This is a genomic window from Paenibacillus liaoningensis, assembly GCF_059609455.1.
In genome coordinates, this window is the sequence record NZ_JCAALU010000016.1 from 36,352 (window position 1) to 52,895 (window position 16,544).

General features: G+C 52.1%; 13 protein-coding genes. 7 read left to right on the forward strand and 6 right to left on the reverse strand.

Going from position 1 to position 16,544, the window contains the following annotated elements; all coding sequences use genetic code 11:
* Window positions 1-153 precede the first annotated feature (153 nt).
* The gene (gene map, locus AC6B99_RS24030; RefSeq protein ID WP_496664406.1) at window positions 154-900 is read right to left on the reverse strand and encodes a type I methionyl aminopeptidase; all 747 of its coding nucleotides are present in this window, start codon (window positions 898-900) and stop codon (window positions 154-156) included.
* Between the two features lie 26 nt (window positions 901-926).
* Window positions 927-1,673, reverse strand: coding sequence for a TetR/AcrR family transcriptional regulator (locus tag AC6B99_RS24035; RefSeq protein ID WP_496664407.1), 747 nt, complete (start codon window positions 1,671-1,673; stop codon window positions 927-929).
* A gap of 345 nt (window positions 1,674-2,018) precedes the next feature.
* Here AC6B99_RS24035 and AC6B99_RS24040 point away from each other — a divergent pair, with 345 nt between their 5' ends.
* On the forward strand, window positions 2,019-6,458 hold the full coding sequence (locus tag AC6B99_RS24040; protein ID WP_496664408.1) for a glycosyl hydrolase 53 family protein: 4,440 nt from the start codon (window positions 2,019-2,021) through the stop codon (window positions 6,456-6,458).
* A 351-nt stretch (window positions 6,459-6,809) separates the two neighbouring features.
* Here the strand turns inward: AC6B99_RS24040 and ytxJ are convergent, their stop codons facing one another.
* Complete coding sequence (gene ytxJ, locus AC6B99_RS24045) at window positions 6,810-7,151, reverse strand: bacillithiol system redox-active protein YtxJ (protein ID WP_056031932.1); 342 nt, start codon at window positions 7,149-7,151, stop codon at window positions 6,810-6,812.
* Window positions 7,152-7,419: 268 nt separating this feature from the next.
* A complete protein-coding gene (locus AC6B99_RS24050; protein ID WP_494879046.1) occupies window positions 7,420-8,106 on the reverse strand; it encodes a GntR family transcriptional regulator in 687 nt (228 codons plus the stop codon).
* A gap of 151 nt (window positions 8,107-8,257) precedes the next feature.
* On the opposite strand from AC6B99_RS24050, the gene dapA reads away from it, so the two are divergent.
* From dapA to AC6B99_RS24065, 3 genes are all read left to right on the forward strand, one after another.
* Window positions 8,258-9,148, forward strand: coding sequence for a 4-hydroxy-tetrahydrodipicolinate synthase (gene dapA / locus AC6B99_RS24055; RefSeq protein WP_496664409.1), 891 nt, complete (start codon window positions 8,258-8,260; stop codon window positions 9,146-9,148).
* Window positions 9,149-9,295: 147 nt separating this feature from the next.
* Window positions 9,296-10,381 (forward strand): sialidase family protein, encoded by a 1,086-nt coding sequence (locus tag AC6B99_RS24060; protein ID WP_496664410.1) that lies wholly within the window; start codon window positions 9,296-9,298, stop codon window positions 10,379-10,381.
* A 36-nt stretch (window positions 10,382-10,417) separates the two neighbouring features.
* Window positions 10,418-10,903 carry a YhcH/YjgK/YiaL family protein gene (locus AC6B99_RS24065; protein ID WP_494879043.1) on the forward strand — a complete coding sequence of 162 codons (486 nt, stop codon included), beginning with the start codon at window positions 10,418-10,420 and terminating at the stop codon, window positions 10,901-10,903.
* Between the two features lie 202 nt (window positions 10,904-11,105).
* On the opposite strand, the gene AC6B99_RS24070 is transcribed toward AC6B99_RS24065, so the two are convergent.
* Window positions 11,106-12,593, reverse strand: a complete 1,488-nt coding sequence (locus AC6B99_RS24070; RefSeq protein WP_056031917.1) for an MDR family MFS transporter — start codon at window positions 12,591-12,593, stop codon at window positions 11,106-11,108.
* A gap of 205 nt (window positions 12,594-12,798) precedes the next feature.
* On the opposite strand from AC6B99_RS24070, the gene AC6B99_RS24075 reads away from it, so the two are divergent.
* Entirely contained in the window at window positions 12,799-13,710 is a 912-nt protein-coding gene (locus tag AC6B99_RS24075; RefSeq protein WP_056031914.1) for a TetR/AcrR family transcriptional regulator, read from the forward strand.
* On the opposite strand, the gene AC6B99_RS24080 is transcribed toward AC6B99_RS24075, so the two are convergent.
* Window positions 13,676-14,686, reverse strand: coding sequence for a zinc-binding dehydrogenase (locus AC6B99_RS24080; protein WP_496664411.1), 1,011 nt, complete (start codon window positions 14,684-14,686; stop codon window positions 13,676-13,678). The genes AC6B99_RS24075 and AC6B99_RS24080 overlap by 35 nt on opposite strands.
* Window positions 14,687-14,819: 133 nt before the next feature.
* Here AC6B99_RS24080 and AC6B99_RS24085 point away from each other — a divergent pair, with 133 nt between their 5' ends.
* Window positions 14,820-15,692: a LysR family transcriptional regulator gene (locus AC6B99_RS24085; RefSeq protein ID WP_056031908.1), complete on the forward strand. Its 873-nt coding sequence runs from the start codon at window positions 14,820-14,822 to the stop codon at window positions 15,690-15,692.
* Window positions 15,683-16,153, forward strand: a complete 471-nt coding sequence (locus tag AC6B99_RS24090; protein ID WP_494863821.1) for a GNAT family N-acetyltransferase — start codon at window positions 15,683-15,685, stop codon at window positions 16,151-16,153. Before AC6B99_RS24085 ends, AC6B99_RS24090 begins: the two co-directional genes overlap by 10 nt.
* Window positions 16,154-16,544 lie beyond the last annotated feature (391 nt).

The following is a 16,544-nucleotide window of genomic DNA, read 5'->3' on the forward strand; positions in this document are numbered from 1 at the left end:
CAGGAGGCTGTTTTCCGGAAACGGAGAGCAGCCTTGTTTTTGCGGCAGCGCGGTTATTCGTCGTTTTGGATTACGAACTTTCGTCAGGGCAAGCAGGCTGGGTTAGCGACTTAGTTCCTTTAATGACGCATTCCCGTCCGTTTGCCTCTATTTTTAATGGGCCGTTAAAATCAGCGGTCCGTCGGACGTGACTGCAATCGTATGCTCATATTGCGCCGACAGCTTGCCGTCGGCTGTTCTCGCCGTCCACCGATCGTCGTCGATCTTGATACGGAACGTACCTTCGTTGATCATCGGTTCAATCGTAAACACCATGCCTTCCTTTAACCGAATGCCTTTGCCAGCTACGCCGATATGCTCGTAGCTTGGCTCCTCGTGCAGGCTCCGCCCGATCCCGTGCGCCAGCAGATCGCGTACGACCGAAAATCCATTCGCTTCCGCATGCTCTTGAATCGCCGACGTGATGTCGCCAAGCCGGCCTCCAGGGAGCGCTCGGGCTATCCCCAGGTCCAAGCATTCCTTTGCCACCTTCATTAATTTTTGCGCCTCCGGCCGGATATTGCCCACCGCATAGCACCAGCACGAATCGCCGAACCATCCGCCGTATTCCACGACAATGTCGAGCTTCAGCAAGTCGCCGTCCATAACCACCTGGTTCGACGGAATGCCGTGAGCCACCACATCGTTGACCGAAATGCAGGTTTCGGCGGGGTAACCGTTGTATCCTTTCGTAAACTGCTTGCCGCCCAGCTTGGTGATGTGTCGGGCAACAAAGTCATTGATTTCCTGGGTGGTGATCCCAGGCTCGATCAGTTTGGACACCTCGCGATAGCAGTCCACAACGATTTGGCTCGCTGGTTTCATCTCTTCGATTTCCCTAGGTGATTTTAGTATGATCATCTGTCATTATTCGCTCCTTATCCATTCTATAATTTTAAAAAACGGGCGATATCGCCGGCCTCCTCTTGCAGTTTTCCGCGGCGAAGCGAAATAGAGGCGCAGCCGACCAAGGCGGCCAGCAGCATTTCCGCGCGCTGCAGCTGATACGGCGGCTCCGCCGCGTTTTCGCCGGAAGCGGCAGCCCCGTCCGGCTCACGCCCGGTTTCCAGCAGCGCGGCAAGCGGCGCCAGCACCTCACGACGAAAGGCGGCCGAAAGCGTGGCCGAGCGCGCTTCTGGCAGCGAGGCAAAGTCCTCTCCGGCCATCTTAAACAATAGGTAAAGGGCGCGGTCCTCCGCCCATAGCTGCAGCAGCCGGAAGCCTGCGGCGGCGACGGGGCCAAGCTCTGCGGCAGCGGCCGTTTCGCTGCTTCCGCTTCGGGAATCCGCGGTAGCCGAGTTCCCGGTGTCCGCCTCAGCAGCCAAGCTGAAATGCCTGCCCGTCGGTGCCTTCCCCGAGGCCGAAGCGCGGGAGACCTCCAGCGGAGCCTCTAGCGGGGCTACCAGCCAATCGCCGGCCCGCTCGAACGCATCCCATAGCAAATCTTGAAGCAAATCGCCCTTATTGCTGTAATAATGGTATACCGTGCCATAACCGAGTCCCGCTTGCGAGGCCACATCGCGGATTTCCAGTAAAGGCCCTTTATTCAAAAACACATCGGCAGCGGCTTTCCGGATTTGCGCCAAACGCCGCAGCCGGATCTCATCGTTTTGTTCCTTCGTGCGTGGAGTCATCTCGTTCGTTCACCTCTTTAATTTTTGACCTACTGTTATGTCAATATAAAACATCGGCTTGAGTATAACAAGTGATTAGCCGAAATTTTCGTTAATCCCCGGGCTGGGGCTTAAGCGCGTTAATTCAGGATTTTTCTAATCGATAGTATTTGAAGTGTCTGTTTGCGCAGGTTTCGCTTATGAAAACCCTATGAATGATAGCGCTACCAAAATTCGGAATGTGCGGCGTCAAACAGGTTGCATAAAATGCTAGAATGTTGCTTTTGGTATGTATATCGCTTTTCATAAAATCGCTTACAATTAGATGAAGCATGGAGAAACAATATAATCAAGGGAGAGGTTTACATGAAAAAGGGGAAAGGGTACATCAGCCTCGTGCTGGTCGTAGCGCTATTTATGACACAGATGGCCTGGCCGCAAGCGGCGGTAAAGGCAACTGCAGCAAATTTGGCGCTTGGCAAAATCGTTACAGCAAGCCAAGAATATATAGATCCGCAGTGGGGCCAGCCGAAGGAATACGCGGTCGATGGCAATCCGGATACGGCATGGAGCGCAGCAAGCGCTGTAAGTCCGACACACTGGCTTAAAGTGGATTTGGGCAGCGAATATGATCTTTCTGGTGTGGAAATCACCTGGAAGGAAGATGAAATCGTCAAGTATATCGTAGAGGTATCGCCGGACGATGTGAACTGGACGGTCGCTGCCGATAAATCGGCTAATGCGGCAAAGCAGCAGACGGCAAGCCTTGCATTCGAGGCGGACAGCATGCGTTATGTGCGTGTCACGATTTCTTTTTATGCGGGAAGCGGCTGGTGGCCGGGCATTAAAGAATTAAAGGTAGCAGAGAAGGAAATGGTGAAAAGTCCAGCGGACATTACCGGCTATGACGCGGTGAATATCGAAACCTACAGCGGTACGGCTCCGAGCCTTCCGGCACAGGTGAATGCCGCATATGCGGACGGCAGCTTTGGGCTTGTCAATGTCGCATGGGACGCTGTTGACCCGCAGAAATATACAGGTGGGGGCAGCTTTGAAGTAGCAGGAACGGTAACGGGAGCGAGCGTGCAGCCGAAAGCGTCGGTCACGGTGCTGGGCTACCGCGACGATTTTATTCGCGGGGTGGATATTTCGACGCTGACCGCAATTGAGGACAACGGCGGAAAATATTACGACAGCAATGGCGTGGAACGCGACTTGCTGGACATTTTGAAGGACCGGGGCGTAAACTACGTCCGGCTGCGGGTGTGGAATGATCCGCAAAACTCGGGCGGCTACAATGATAAGGAAGATGTGCTTAGACTCGCTAAGCGAGTGAAGGCGAAGGGGCTTAAGCTGCTCGTCGATTTCCACTATTCGGATGACTGGGCGCATCCGGGCCAGCAGGTTCGACCTGCGGCGTGGAAAAACCTGACGATGCCTGAGCTGGGCCAAGCGGTATACGATTACACGTACGAGGTTATTTCAGAATTGCAGGCAGTAAATGCAATGCCTGACATGGTGCAGATCGGCAATGAAATCAACAGCGGCGTGCTCACGGGCAAAGGCGGCTCGGTTAATTTTGACGATCAAGCGCTGCTGCTGAACAGCGGTTCGTCGGCTGTTCGCGCCCTGCCTGGCGGCGATGATGTTCAAATTATGATTCATCTTGCTGAAGGCGGCAAAAATGCGACCTTCCGTTATTTCTTCGACGGCATCAATGGCAGAGTCGATTACGACATTATCGGCTTATCCTATTATCCGTTCTGGCACGGTACGCTGGAAGCGGTGAAAATCAATATGGATGATATGGCGCTGCGTTACGGCAAGGAAGTGGTCATTGCTGAGACGTCGTATCCTTTTTCGTATAAAAATGGCGATGCCCATGAAAATATTATTAACTCCGACCAAAAGCTGAAAACGGGCGGAGCGAAATGGGACGCGACCGTTCAAGGCCAATATGACGCGATTCAAACGATTATGGATTTGATCTCCAATGTGGAAAATAACAAGGGAGCCGGATTTTTCTATTGGGAGCCGGCATGGATTCCATCGAATGTAGGCTGGATTGCGTCTGAGGGCGATGCATGGGAAAACCATGCGATGTTTGATTATGATGAATATCCAGCAAACGGCGGATACGCCTATAAGGGCTATGCGCTGGATTCCTTGAACGTTTATAAGCATGGCTTGACGGCAGTTCCGGCAGATCGCCAGCATTTGGCGGCCGCAATTGCTGAAGCGAAGTCGCTCGCCCGGGCAGATTTTACGCCGCAGAGCTGGCCGCAGCTTGCACCTGCTATCGCTCAGGCACAGTTCGTTCACGATCAGGCATATACGCCTCAAGGGGTAACGCAAGCTGAAGTGGATGCGGCACAGGGGCAGCTGGCTTCCGTTGTCGCTGGGCTTGAAGTGGTGCCTGCGGACAAGGCGGCGCTGACGGGGCTCATTGCCGATGCAGAAGCAAAGCAAGAGGCGGACTGGTCGGCCAAAAGCTGGCAGGCGCTGCAAAGTGCGCTTGCTGTTGCACGGACGGCTTCTGGTGATGCAAGAGCTACGCAAACGGTCGTCAATCATGCAGTTGCCGAATTGCAGGCAGCGCTGAATGGTTTGTCGAACGTGGACAAAGGCACGCTTGTGACCACTATCGTATCAGCAGAGCAGCTCGACGGTGCGGAATATTATGCGGCCGGATGGGCTGTACTGCAAGCTGCATTAGCGAATGCGAAGACGGTCAACAATGATGGCCAGGCTGTTCAAACGGCGGTTGTGGCTGCGACGGAAGCACTTGCCTCCGCGATTCAAGCGCTTAAGCCTTTGCAGGATATTGCAGCGTTTAAAGCAGCAACTTCTTCCAGCAACGCCGGCAGCGGCGGCGGCAAGACCAACGCTCCAGAAGGGGCAGTCGATCAAAATGAAGGCACTTCGTGGGGAACAGATAAAGGGGCTGGCAGCTGGTGGATGGTCGATCTGGGCCAAGCTTCGCTAGTGAAAAAAGTGGTGCTCAACAAATGGGCGGGAGTCGTCCATTACAAGGTGGAAATTTCCGATGATGGCGTAACGTTCCGTACAGCAGCGGATACGCAAACGCTGGCGATGCCTTCGGACAGCCATAAGCTGACGGACAATAATACGGGCCGTTATCTCAAGGTGACGATTACCGAAGGCCAAGGCTGGGTCGGCATGATGGACTTCAAGGCATTCGGGCTGGCTCTGGCTGATAAGGCCGAGCTGAATGCCGCAATTGCTGAAGCAGCTGGCTTGACGCAAAGCCAGTACACGGCAGCAAGCTGGTCCGTGCTTGCCGAAGCGTTGGCTGCAGCGCAGCGGGCAAGCGCTGATCAGGAAGCTGATCAGGCGCAGGTGGCTGCGAGCGCAGCAGCAGTGACAGCTGCGCTTGCAGGGCTGGAGGTGGCGACTGAGGAGCCAACACCAACGCCAACACCAGAGGAGCCGACACCGACAGTACCTCCGGTAACACCAACGCCAGAGGTACCGACACCGACAGTATCTCCGGTGACGCCATCACCAGCGACGCCGGCGCCAACGGCATCTCCGGTGACGCCAGCGCCGGGCACGTCATCGCCGGCTACTCCGACGGCGAGCCCGCAGCCAACAGCAGCGCCATCGGCTGCTGGTGTGATTACAATCGCGAACGGCGTGCCGGATGCATCCGGCAAGCTGGTCGCGACAGTCGCCGCCAGCGAGCTGAGCAAGGCGGCGACGCAGGCAAGCGGGAACGACGTCACGATTCGCGTCGTTCCAGCAGCTGCACCGCAGCAGGCAGTCGTACAGCTGCCCGCGGCTGCTATTAAAGAGCTGACCGATCACAATGTGCCGGTGCTGCATGTATGGCTGGACGGCGTACGAATTAGCGTCGCCGTCGAAGCCCTTGCCAGCGCAGCGGCGCAAAACACCGCCGCAATGCTGGCCTTCACAGCCGAGAAGGTAGACTCGGCTGCCCTTACAGCGGAGGAACGCGCGAAGGTTGGCGCGCATCAAGTTTACGATTTGTTGCTCGTCCATGATGGCAAGCAATTAACGTGGAACGAAGGGCAAGTGGAAGTTGCCTTGCCGTACACGCTGAAAGCAGGCGAGCAGCCGCATCAGGCAATCGTTTATTATTTGAATAGCAATGGCGGTTTGGAAGCTGTCCATAGCAGTGTTTATCGCGAAAAGGATCAAGTAATCGTATTCCAGGCGGCGCATTTCAGCCGTTATGCAGCGGCTTACGCAGACGTTTCGTTCGATGATATCGCACAGTATCCATGGGCAAAGATCGCAATTGAAGGCCTTGCTGCCAAAGGCATCGTTCAAGGCACGGCAGCAGGCAAATTCCAGCCAGCGGGCAGCGTTACCCGTGCACAGTTTGTGCATATGCTCGTTCAGGCGTTCGGTCTTGCGAGCAAAGACGGCGCTTCAACGAAGCTGAGCGACATCAAGGCTGGAAGCTGGTATGAACAGTCTGTCCTTGCCGCAGAGCAGAATGGCATTATTAAAGGCAGAGCGGACGGCTCCTTCGGCATCAACGCTTCCATTACAAGAGAAGAGATGGCGGTTATGCTGTACCGCGCTGCGAAGCAAAGCGGATTCGCAGCAGATGCAGGGGCGGCGCAACCTACGGGCGCAGCAGCCTCCTTCACGGATGCTGAGCAAATCTCGGATTATGCGCAGGAAGCAGTAGCTGCCATTAAGCATCTGGGGCTGATTTCCGGCATGGGCAATGGCGCTTTCGCGCCGCAAGCAACGGCAACTCGGGCTCAATCCGCAGTCGTTATTGCTAAAGTGCTTTCAGTATTATACGAATAACATCAATGCCTGCAAGGCAGCAAAAATGAAGACGGTGTTCCAAGTCGATAGCGACTGGAACACCGTCTTTTTGCATCCGAACGCAAAAGAAATCCGTTCGAACACTCTTTTTCCCTCCCAAGGACAAGCCGGCCTTTAAAAAAGGGACAGCTTTATTGCAAATGAACCCTATTCAGCGGGAAGCGGTTAGAAAGGCACTTAGAAAGGCACTTAGAAAGGCATTTACTGCCGACAGGCATAGAAGGAAGCCTGACCCTTCGCACATACTAAAAAGACCGAGCCGCTTGCGAAAACAAGCGGCCCGGTCTTTAAGCTTTTACAAAAGAAAGCTATTTTGCAGTTACCATTCGATTAGTCAAGAACCGCTGTAATATGCTCGGACGTGATCGCCCAGTGCGTAGCGCTCCAAACCTTCTCTTGATTTTGGATAAAAATAATTTGCGGCGACTCGTGCTTAACCGACGTATCTTCAGCGATTTTGTTCGAAACCGGACGGGATTCGATAACCTTAACAAGGACATAATCCGTATCCTGACGCGGGTTAGCGTCCAGATAGGCTGTGAACTCGCGGTGCGCGTTCGCACTCACCGGGCAAGTCGTACTATGCTTGAAAACAACAAGGGCCCGGTCTTTCGAGCCTTCCAAAGCGGCATCCCATTGCTCAGTTGAATCTATTTCACGATATTGTGTCATTTGTAACACTCCTTTTGTCTGTTAATCAATAATAGATATTAGCTTACTTCCCTTTATTGTACCCTTCTCCGAGCAAAAAGTCATCTTGCCATTTAATTGGGCAAGGCGCAAAGAGAAGGATTGACGAGGCTGAGGGGTTAAGCTATATTATAAGCATTAAATGATGTATACAACATTTATCATTAAAGGTTGTAAAGGCTATCAAGCGCTAAACGGCAAAACCAATAATCAGAAAAAAGAAAAAAGAATGACCGAATGCAAATTCGTGCTAAATGGAGCCGCCATTTGCAGTGATTTTAGCGATAAGGCGATTTTTAGAGTCCTCCAGATGCTCACGAATGACCGCGCGCATTTGTTCAGCATCGCCAAGCTTTAGGACGGCAATGATGTTTTGATGCTGCTTAATGGCGGCAGCTACCATTTCTTTGCTGATGAGCGAGCTGCTTGCAGCGATGAAACGATAGTTCATCAGGCTTTTATAGATGGCTGCATTATGGCTGTTCCCGCCAAGCTGCATGAATTCCAAATGGAACAGCAGATTATAGTCTTTCTGTAAATACTGATCGAGCGGAAGTGCTTCTAGCTCGCTTAGTGACAGCTCGACAATGTGTTCCAGCCTGCTAATTTCTTCATGAAGCTGTTGCTTTGTGCAGGAGCTTAGCTTGTCCACCACCCAAAATTCCAGCATCATCCGCGTATCGGTAGCATTCATTACGTCTTGTATTTCAATGGCATTGACGAAGGTGCCGACCTTGGATACCGTCTTCACAAGGCCGTCCATTTCCAGACGGTTCAAGGCGTCGCGAATCGGCGTTCGGCTAACGCCAAGCTGGGCAGCCAGCTCAGGAATGAGCAGCTTCTGATTGCCGAGAAATTCACGGCGGATGATTTTTTCCTTTAATAGAGTGTAGGTTTTGTCCCACAGGTTAGAATTATCAATTTTCGGCAAATCCATTTTGGAGCACCACGCTTTCAACAGTTTCTTCTTAAATCTTATATACATTATATTTGAGGGGGTGTCCAGTTTGGCATCGTAGTTCAGGCGAGCAGGCGGCATATGGCGCGAAATAAAATGTAAGGGCTTACCTTAAAAAGGAGGACTAGCGATGGAATTGGCGAAAGGTATAATTCCGGCAATGGTAACACCGTTCGATGAGCAGGAGGAGCTGAACGAGCAGGCGCTTTGTCTAATGGTGGAGCGGTTCATCTCTGCTGGCGTCCATGGATTGTTTTGTCTGGGCACGAATGGCGAGTTTTTCTCGCTTTCTTTCGAGGAGAAGGTGCGAATAGCGGAAATCATTGTGCGGGAAGCGAAGGGCCGCGTGCCGGTTTATGCCGGAGCAGGCTGTGCGAGCACACTGGAAACGGTTCGGCTTGCTAAGCGGCTGCAGGAAGCAGGCGTCGATGCGCTCTCGGTCATTACTCCTTATTTCCTTGCGTTTACACAGCAGGAGCTTATTTATCATTTTGAGCAGGTAGCGGCAGCGGTTGCGATTCCCGTCGTGCTGTACAACATCCCCGCCCGCACAGGGAATGCGCTGCAGCCCAAAACGGTAGCCGAGCTTGCGCAAATCCCGAATATTGTCGGCATTAAGGACAGCAGCGGCAGCTTTGATACGATTTTGCAATATATCGACCAGACACCTGATTCCTTCTCGGTGATGGCGGGAACGGACTCGCTTATCTTGCCGACACTTATGGCGGGCGGCAGCGGTGCGATTGCGGCAACGGCTAATGTGTTCCCGGCGCAGGTGGCGGCAATCTATGAGCATTTTCAGGCAGAGCGCTTTAGGGAGGCAGAGGAGGCGCAGCGGGTGCTGCGGGATTTGCGGAGTGCCTTTTCTTTGGGCACGCTACCTTCTGTGCTGAAGGCGGTGCTGAATGAGATCGGCGTGCCCGCCGGTCCATCGCGACGTCCGGTAGCGCCGCTGACACCGGCAGCGTATGGCGATTTGAAGCAAATGGTTGAGAAGTACCGGCAGCAGGGACTTTTATGAAAAAATAAGCCTTGTTCGGTTGTTCGGTTGTTCGGTTGCTCGGTTGCACGCTTGAAGGCCGCTTTACTTATGCTTACCGCGAAACGGGCCTTTGCCTTCGCTTCACCGCAAATAGCGCGTTTACGCCAGCCCAAGGGGGATGACGAGATGAGTCGATACATGAAGCCAGTGAAACCACAGCAGCTGCAGCATATTGAAATTTATCGCAAAGACAATGAGTTTTGCTCTTGGCCTTTTAATGGTGGTTTGTGGAAAATAAGTGAAGGGAACATTTTGCTCGCGTTTATGAACATTGACTGTGACTATCAGATTCCTGGAAACCTGAATCATGACCGGGTAGAAACCTTCGGGCGGATTGCTGCTGTCCGTACGCTTGATGGCGGCCGCAGCTGGCAGGAGGCCGCGCAAATCGCCGACAATTACAAGCTGCTGGATCAGCTCCCGTATGGCAAGCCACATACGTTCGAGGAGGGCTTCGACTTCTCCGACCCCAATACGCTGCTCGAATGCTGGTGTACGCCGAACTCTGCGGTTGATCACGCCCAGGCTTGGGTGAAAATGTCGCGTGACGCAGGCGCGACCTGGAGCGAGCCTGTGATGCTTCCGGACTGCGGTATTCCCCGCTATCAGGGCAGGCCGTCGTATATTGTACGGCCAGACGGCGTTGTGCTGCTGTTTCTGACGGCAAGGCCGCGGAATAATCCGCATGATCGCCCCGTCGTCTTCGCTTCGTTCGATGATGGCTGCAATTGGTCGCTTGTGTCATTAATGCCACATAGCGAGGAGTATCGGATGATTTGCCCATCCCCCGTTCTCATGAAAGATGGCGTCATTATGGTTGCAGTCAGATGCAAGCCGGCGATGGTGGCGGCATGGTGCGAACTTTACGCCTCGGACGATGGCGGGCTGACGTGGCGCTTCGTCTCGCGGATCAACGACCATGGCGATACGGTGCATTTGACGCTGATGGAGGATGGCAGGCTGTTTGCCGTCTATGGCTTCAGAAGGCCGCCATTTGGCATTCGGGCAAGGGTAAGCGAGGATAATGGGCTAAGCTGGGGGCCAGAGCTGATTTTACGTGATGATGGCGGCAGCAATGATCTTGGCTATCCGCGGGCTGTCGAGACGACCGCCGGAGAAATTTTGGCGACTTATTATTTCAATGATGCGAAGGATTCCATTCAACAAAGAGGCGGCGTTCGCTATATTGGAGGCACAATACTCAGACCGTAACATGGGATGAATTCATTTATAAAGGAGCGGACCAGGATGATCATTAGCGATTTGCGCAGCTGGGAGCAGGAGCCGGGCTGGCTGCCGCCATTTCGGCAGGCACTGGCTTGGCTGGAGCAGGAAGTGACGGAGGATACACCGGCTGGAAAATATGAAATCGATGGCGAGCGCTTATTTGTGCTCGTCCAGCATGTGGAGACCCGTCCGGCGGAAGAGCAGCTGGCGGAGTCTCACAAGCAATATATCGACATTCAGCTGCTGCTGAAAGGTCGGGAGCTCATTCGCGTCGCCCGCGATAATGGGGAAGCAGTCGTTACAGCAGACGAGCTGGACAGCCGCGACCGATTGTCGTATAAGGAAGTAAGCGATGAATCGGACATCGTGCTTACGCCCGGCATGTTTGCCGTCTTTTTCCCGCATGATATCCACCGTCCATGCTGCAGCGTTGAAGCGGAAATGACGATACGCAAGGCGGTCGTGAAGCTGCATGTTTCGCTGTTCGAGAATTCGGCGGTTTCTTAACTAAGAAGAGAGTATGAAATAAGCGGTATTATAAGTAGCATCATCAGCAAAGGCACCTATGATTTGAACGCTCAGATCGCAGGTGCCTTTTTGCATTTTGCATGTAAATAAATGAAGGCTGACTCCTGCAGCGTGCAGGAATTAGCCTTCATTTATTTATTCATTTGTTTATTCATTTACTAAACAACAATGTCTCTTAAAATTAATGGCCCATCATCATCGCAGGGTCCGGTGCATCTTCCTCTTGCTCATGATCATCCTTGAGCTTCGGCTTGCGCAAAATTGTGCTCAATAATACGCCTGCTATCGCGATGCCTGCTGCGAGTAAGAAAGTATCGCCAAATGCCAGAGAGGTGCTTTCCAGCATGTTGCCGCCTGCTCCCGCTTCCGTAATATGCGCAGTCGCTTGAGAGGAGAAATAGCCGGTCAGTCCAGCTATTGCAAAGGAAGTAACGACCTGCTGGCTAGCTGAAGTCAGAGGCGTTACGCGGCTGACGAGTCTGCGCGGCGCAGAATTCAGCACATGGGTGTTAAGCGGCATCATCGACAAGCCCATGCCCATACCCATCATGCCAAGTGGAATCATTACCATAACAATGGCTGTATCCACATGAATCCGGGACAACAAGAACAGGGCAATCGTAATCACCGACAAACCGGCCATAGCTAACGGGCGAGCTCCCCATTTATCGAACAGCCGTCCGCTGATTGGCATGAAAATCATCGAGCAGATCGCCATCGGCAGCGTCGTTAGACCACTCTCAAGCGGAGTGAAATCCCTCACGGTTTGCAAATACAGCGGAATCATCAGAATCGAACCGAACAAGGCAATTTGTGAAATCCATGATAAAATAATACTGCGAGTAAAATCGGACGAGCGGAAAACACGCAGCTCCAGCAGAGGCTGCTTCTGAAGCAGCTCAACGATAATAAATAGAATAAGTGCCGATCCGCCTACGATGAGTCCGGTCAACGTTCTGGCCGAGCTCCAGTCGGTACCACCTTCGCTAACGCCGAATGCCAGCATAGAAAAGGCGATAGGGGCCAAGATCATCCCGATAATATCGAGAGCAGGCGTTTTTTGACGTTCAAGCTTCGGCAAATATTTCATACCGACGAATAATGCGGCAATACCGATTGGCAGGTTGATTAGAAAAATCCAGTGCCATGAGGCAAAGCCGATCAGCCAGCCGGACAAAATCGGGCCAATCGCAGGAGCGAGCAGCATAGGAATGCCGAGCATGCCCATAACAGCTCCACGTTTGTTGGCAGGTGCCATTTTGAAAATCATCGCCATCCCGATCGGGGATACCATGCCGCCGCCAATGCCTTGAAGCACGCGGAACAAGATCAGCTGCTCCGGTGTTTGCGCTAATGCGCAGAGCACGGAGCCTAGTGTAAACAGGGCAATGGTAATTAGAAAAATCCGCTTGGCGCCAAATTTATCGGTCATCCATCCGGCAAGCGGAATAACGGCGGATAAAGCAAGGGTATAGCCCGTGATCGTCCATTGGATCGTCTTGAGCGAGCTGTCGAAATAATGCTGCAAATTAGGAACGGCAACATTGACGACGGTACTGTCCAAAATAACCATCATCATCCCAATAATGACGGCAAGAAGCGGCGCCAATATCGATTTGATGGAAAATTCCGGCTCTGAGGCTAACTGTGAAGCATTTGGTGTAGACATGTGTAGGCTCCTCGCCCTCTCTTGGGTTTTGTATGCCGATCTTAGCTCAAAGAAATAGACAGGCTAGCGAGCCGCTCCTTGACGAAGAAGGAGCAGATTTCGTAAGATTGACTCATGGTTTCTTTGTAAAACTGATCGGTCACGCTAGGCTTTATTTTATCGATTTTTTGCTGAAAGTCAAATGATTTTGAGAGAAGGGATTTTATTGAGCCTGATTAGAGACAGAATTATTGAGTCGGCCGTTCGCCATTTTATGGAGAAGGGCTATGTGGCGACATCGATTCAGGATATTTCCGATGATTGCGGAATCGCCAAAGGCTCCTTATATAAATATTTTCCGTCGAAGGAAGAACTATTCAAGGAAGTTCATAAAAGTCGGCAGCAACTGCTGGATGATCAGCTTTCAGGGATTCTTAAGGAAGAGGGGCTCACGCCTCGTGAAGTTTTTGTGCGGGAAACGGAAGTGACGCTGGAGTTTTTTATGATCAATAAGTTTATTATGCAGGAAATTAAGGAATTAATTAAAACGAAAAAGGAGCTGGCGCCCTTTTTCATCCAAATGAGATCGATGATGTACGACCTTCATAAAAACAGTCTGATCCGCTTGCTTGGTGAACAAATAAAGCCTCATATTTGGGATATGGTGACGGTATATGGCGGGATCATCAAAGAGTTTAACTTCCTGATGATTTTTGAAAATAGACCGATCCGCATCCGGGATATCACCCTCTTTGTTTTAGAGCGGATGGAGGAAATGGCTGCAAATATTTTGGCCAAGCAGGAGAAACCGATTTTAACGGACGTGTTGATGTTCGATATGATAAGCCAAGAAATGAAGAGCAAACAGATATCGATGGAAGAGAAGCGCAGCCAATTGCTGGACGCCTTGCTCGCTGTCATTAAGGAGCTGGCCATTACAGGCTCCAGACGGATCCAACTCGTCGATGCGACCGAGGCGCTTGCTGAGGAATTTGCACGTGACCATCCAAAAGCGGTCATTATTCAGGCACTGCTTGGATTGCTCCAGCAGGAGCATGAGCTTAGGAGCCTCACCTTCCAGCTGGAGAAGTATGTGATGAAGCTTAAGAAGGAACATGAGGACCCTCAGCCATGCTAATTCCGATGTTGCCATACTGCTCGCCGCGGTTCATACGTTCAAAGGCCTTTTTGATCTGAGGAAGCTTGTACATGCGGTCAATGACTGGGCGCAGTTGGTGCTGCTCGACAAATGCAAGCATAGCGGCAAATTCCTCGCGGCTGCCCATGGAAGTGCCGATTATACTGATTTGAGAGAAAAATAGCGCCCGGATCGGAATCGTGATTTCATCCCCGGAGCTTGCGCCGAAGGTGACGATGCGTCCGTTCGGCTTGATAACCTCGAAATATTGCCCGAAGGTTGCTGGCCCAATGCTGTCCAGAATCAGATCGACGGCCTGCTGCCCCAAGCTGCTGCGCCAGTCGCTATGGCTGTCCAAAGCGAAGCTCGCTCCTTGTTCGACAGCAGCTTGCTGCTTGGTTTTGCTGCGGGAGGTTACACTTACCGTTGCCCCTGCTGCTAGCGCCATCAGCATGGCGAAGGTAGCAACCCCGCCGCCAATGCCGGGGATCAAAACATGCTCGCCCCGCCGCAATTGCCCTTTGGTGAACAGCGCCCGGTAGGCGGTCAAGGCGGATAAGGGAAGCACACCAGCTTCCTCCCAGCTTAAATAGGCTGGCTTGGGGAACACATTTGCCGCTGGAACAATAACATATTGGGCCAATGTGCCGTTTGAGGGACCGCCTAATATAGTGGGCACTGGAGGAACCTCATCTGTTTTTTCCCAGCCTATGCAAGGATGAATAATCACTTCATCGCCAACAGCGGCAATGCTGTCCAGACTGCCGACTGCCTCAACGATTCCTGTGCCGTCCGAGCCGAGAATGAACGGAGCGTCTGATGCCGTTCGCCCCGCCATTAGAAATAAATCCCGATGGTTGATTCCAGCCGCCATCAGCCGTATTTTCACCTCGCCAGTCCCCGGATTGAGATCGGCACTTTCCTCGTATTGCAGTCCTTCAATCCCGCTTGCTCCTCTATGTGAAATTGCCTTCATCCAAATTCCTCCTGCCATTAATCGTTGATGTAGCCTTAGCTAAACGAATTGTACACAGCGAAAATCATCAAGTAAAATGATTGAATTAGATAGTCGCTATCACAAATAATCATAGTAGAAAAGAGTGGACGAGATGGAAAGCGGGGATTTGCGAATATTCCGTGCAGTTGCCCGCGAGGGCAGTGCGACGAAGGCGGCAGAAGCGCTTAACTATGTGCAGTCTAACGTAACGACCCGAATTCAATATTTGGAGTCGGAGCTGGGGCTCCCGCTATTCGTTCGCTCCAATCGAGGGATGGCTTTAACGGAGGCGGGCGAAAATCTGCTGCAATACGCTGACCGTATATTGGCCTTGCTGGATGAAGCGGCTCGTACAACCAAATATGGCGAGCAGCCAGTCGGGCCGCTGCGAATTGGCTCTATTGAGACGGCCGCATTGACGCATTTGCTTCCGCTATTTAGCCGCTATCAGTCTGAGTTTCCTGCTGTCCAGCTATCTCTAGCTACAGGCGGAACCCATTCGCTCGTGCAAAAGGTTGTTAGAGGCGAGCTTGATGGCGCCTTTGTTTATGGTCCGATTGAGGAACGGAATATCAGCTGTGTACAGGCATTTTCTGAGGAGCTGGTACTCGTATCCGAAGCGGGCAAGGATAATATGGCCGAGCTGCTGGCTAAGCCGATGCTGTTTTTTGACGTGGGCTGTACGCATCGGACGAGGGCAGAGCATTTTTTACACGAAAGCGGGCGGACTTCCTATGAAATTCGCGAGTTCGGCACATTGGATTTAATCGTCAAAGGAGTGTCGGCGGGCTTTGGTGTCTCCCTGCTGCCAAAATCCGCAATCGCCAAGGCGGCAAAGGAAGGTATAGTCTCCTTTCATCAACTGCCGGAAGCGTATAGGGACCTGCCTGTCGAATTTATTTTTCGCTCAGACATGAAAGGTTCAAGCGCCTTATTAAGCCTGGTCACGATGATTGGAGAAAGGGAGAGCGATCCATGCAGCTAAGAGAAATAGAGGAGCGAGACAATGCTCAGGTGGAGTCGTTGATCCGGACCTGCCTGATTGAGTTTGGAGCAGACAAGCCCGGTACAGCCTGGGCCGACCCTGCGCTAGGCGATTTTTATCGTTTGTATCAGCAGGACGGTGCGAAATATTGGGTGGTGGAGAAAAATAACAAGGTCATTGCCGGCTGCGGCATTGGCCCTGTTAAAGGTTTCCCAGCCATTTGCGAGCTGCAAAAAATGTATGCTCTGCCGGAGGCGCGAGGCACAGGTGCTGCTCTTCGGCTGCTGGACGTTTGCTTGGCCTTTGCCCAGCTTCATTATGAGCAATGTTATTTAGAGACGCTTGCGAGCATGGCCGCGGCCAATAAATTTTATAAAAAGCATGGCTTTGTGCAATTGGAGCAGCCTTTGGCGGGAACCGAGCATTTTGCCTGCGATGCCTGGTATATGAAAGCTCTATAATCCTGTGACAGCACTACAATGCGTTCACACGCGAAAAAAGCCCACCTTGAGGAGTGGGCTTCTTTACGCTATTACCATTCCATATGTCTACCATGCAAAAAAGGGCTCTATTCCATCGGGAAGTTGTCCCATGGCCATTTATTTTTGTGAGCGCCCCGTACCCAGTCCTCGGAGAAGCTGACATATTTAATATGCGTTCGGTTCCCGTATGCAAAGCAGGCATGGATCATTCCGTCCTTTGATTGAATGAGAGACGGGTATTCATAACGCCGGTTGTATTGGGTGTTCAGTTCCCCGCAATAATGATCGCCCGTTTCGATATGCCGCATATAGATATTGGCAATACTGTTGCTAAATGAAACGAAAAAATGGAGGGTCTATGCGAACTTGA

Excerpts from the sequence above, each read along its gene's own strand:
- map (WP_496664406.1), bottom strand. The coding sequence starts at position 900 with ATGATCATACTAAAATCACCTAGGGAAATCGAAGAGATGAAACCAGCG.
- AC6B99_RS24035 (WP_496664407.1), bottom strand. The coding sequence starts at position 1,673 with ATGACTCCACGCACGAAGGAACAAAACGATGAGATCCGGCTGCGGCGT.
- AC6B99_RS24040 (WP_496664408.1), top strand. The coding sequence starts at position 2,019 with ATGAAAAAGGGGAAAGGGTACATCAGCCTCGTGCTGGTCGTAGCGCTA.
- ytxJ (WP_056031932.1), bottom strand. The coding sequence starts at position 7,151 with ATGACACAATATCGTGAAATAGATTCAACTGAGCAATGGGATGCCGCT.
- AC6B99_RS24050 (WP_494879046.1), bottom strand. The coding sequence starts at position 8,106 with ATGGATTTGCCGAAAATTGATAATTCTAACCTGTGGGACAAAACCTAC.
- dapA (WP_496664409.1), top strand. The coding sequence starts at position 8,258 with ATGGAATTGGCGAAAGGTATAATTCCGGCAATGGTAACACCGTTCGAT.
- AC6B99_RS24060 (WP_496664410.1), top strand. The coding sequence starts at position 9,296 with ATGAGTCGATACATGAAGCCAGTGAAACCACAGCAGCTGCAGCATATT.
- AC6B99_RS24065 (WP_494879043.1), top strand. The coding sequence starts at position 10,418 with ATGATCATTAGCGATTTGCGCAGCTGGGAGCAGGAGCCGGGCTGGCTG.
- AC6B99_RS24070 (WP_056031917.1), bottom strand. The coding sequence starts at position 12,593 with ATGTCTACACCAAATGCTTCACAGTTAGCCTCAGAGCCGGAATTTTCC.
- AC6B99_RS24080 (WP_496664411.1), bottom strand. The coding sequence starts at position 14,686 with ATGAAGGCAATTTCACATAGAGGAGCAAGCGGGATTGAAGGACTGCAA.
- AC6B99_RS24085 (WP_056031908.1), top strand. The coding sequence starts at position 14,820 with ATGGAAAGCGGGGATTTGCGAATATTCCGTGCAGTTGCCCGCGAGGGC.
- AC6B99_RS24090 (WP_494863821.1), top strand. The coding sequence starts at position 15,683 with ATGCAGCTAAGAGAAATAGAGGAGCGAGACAATGCTCAGGTGGAGTCG.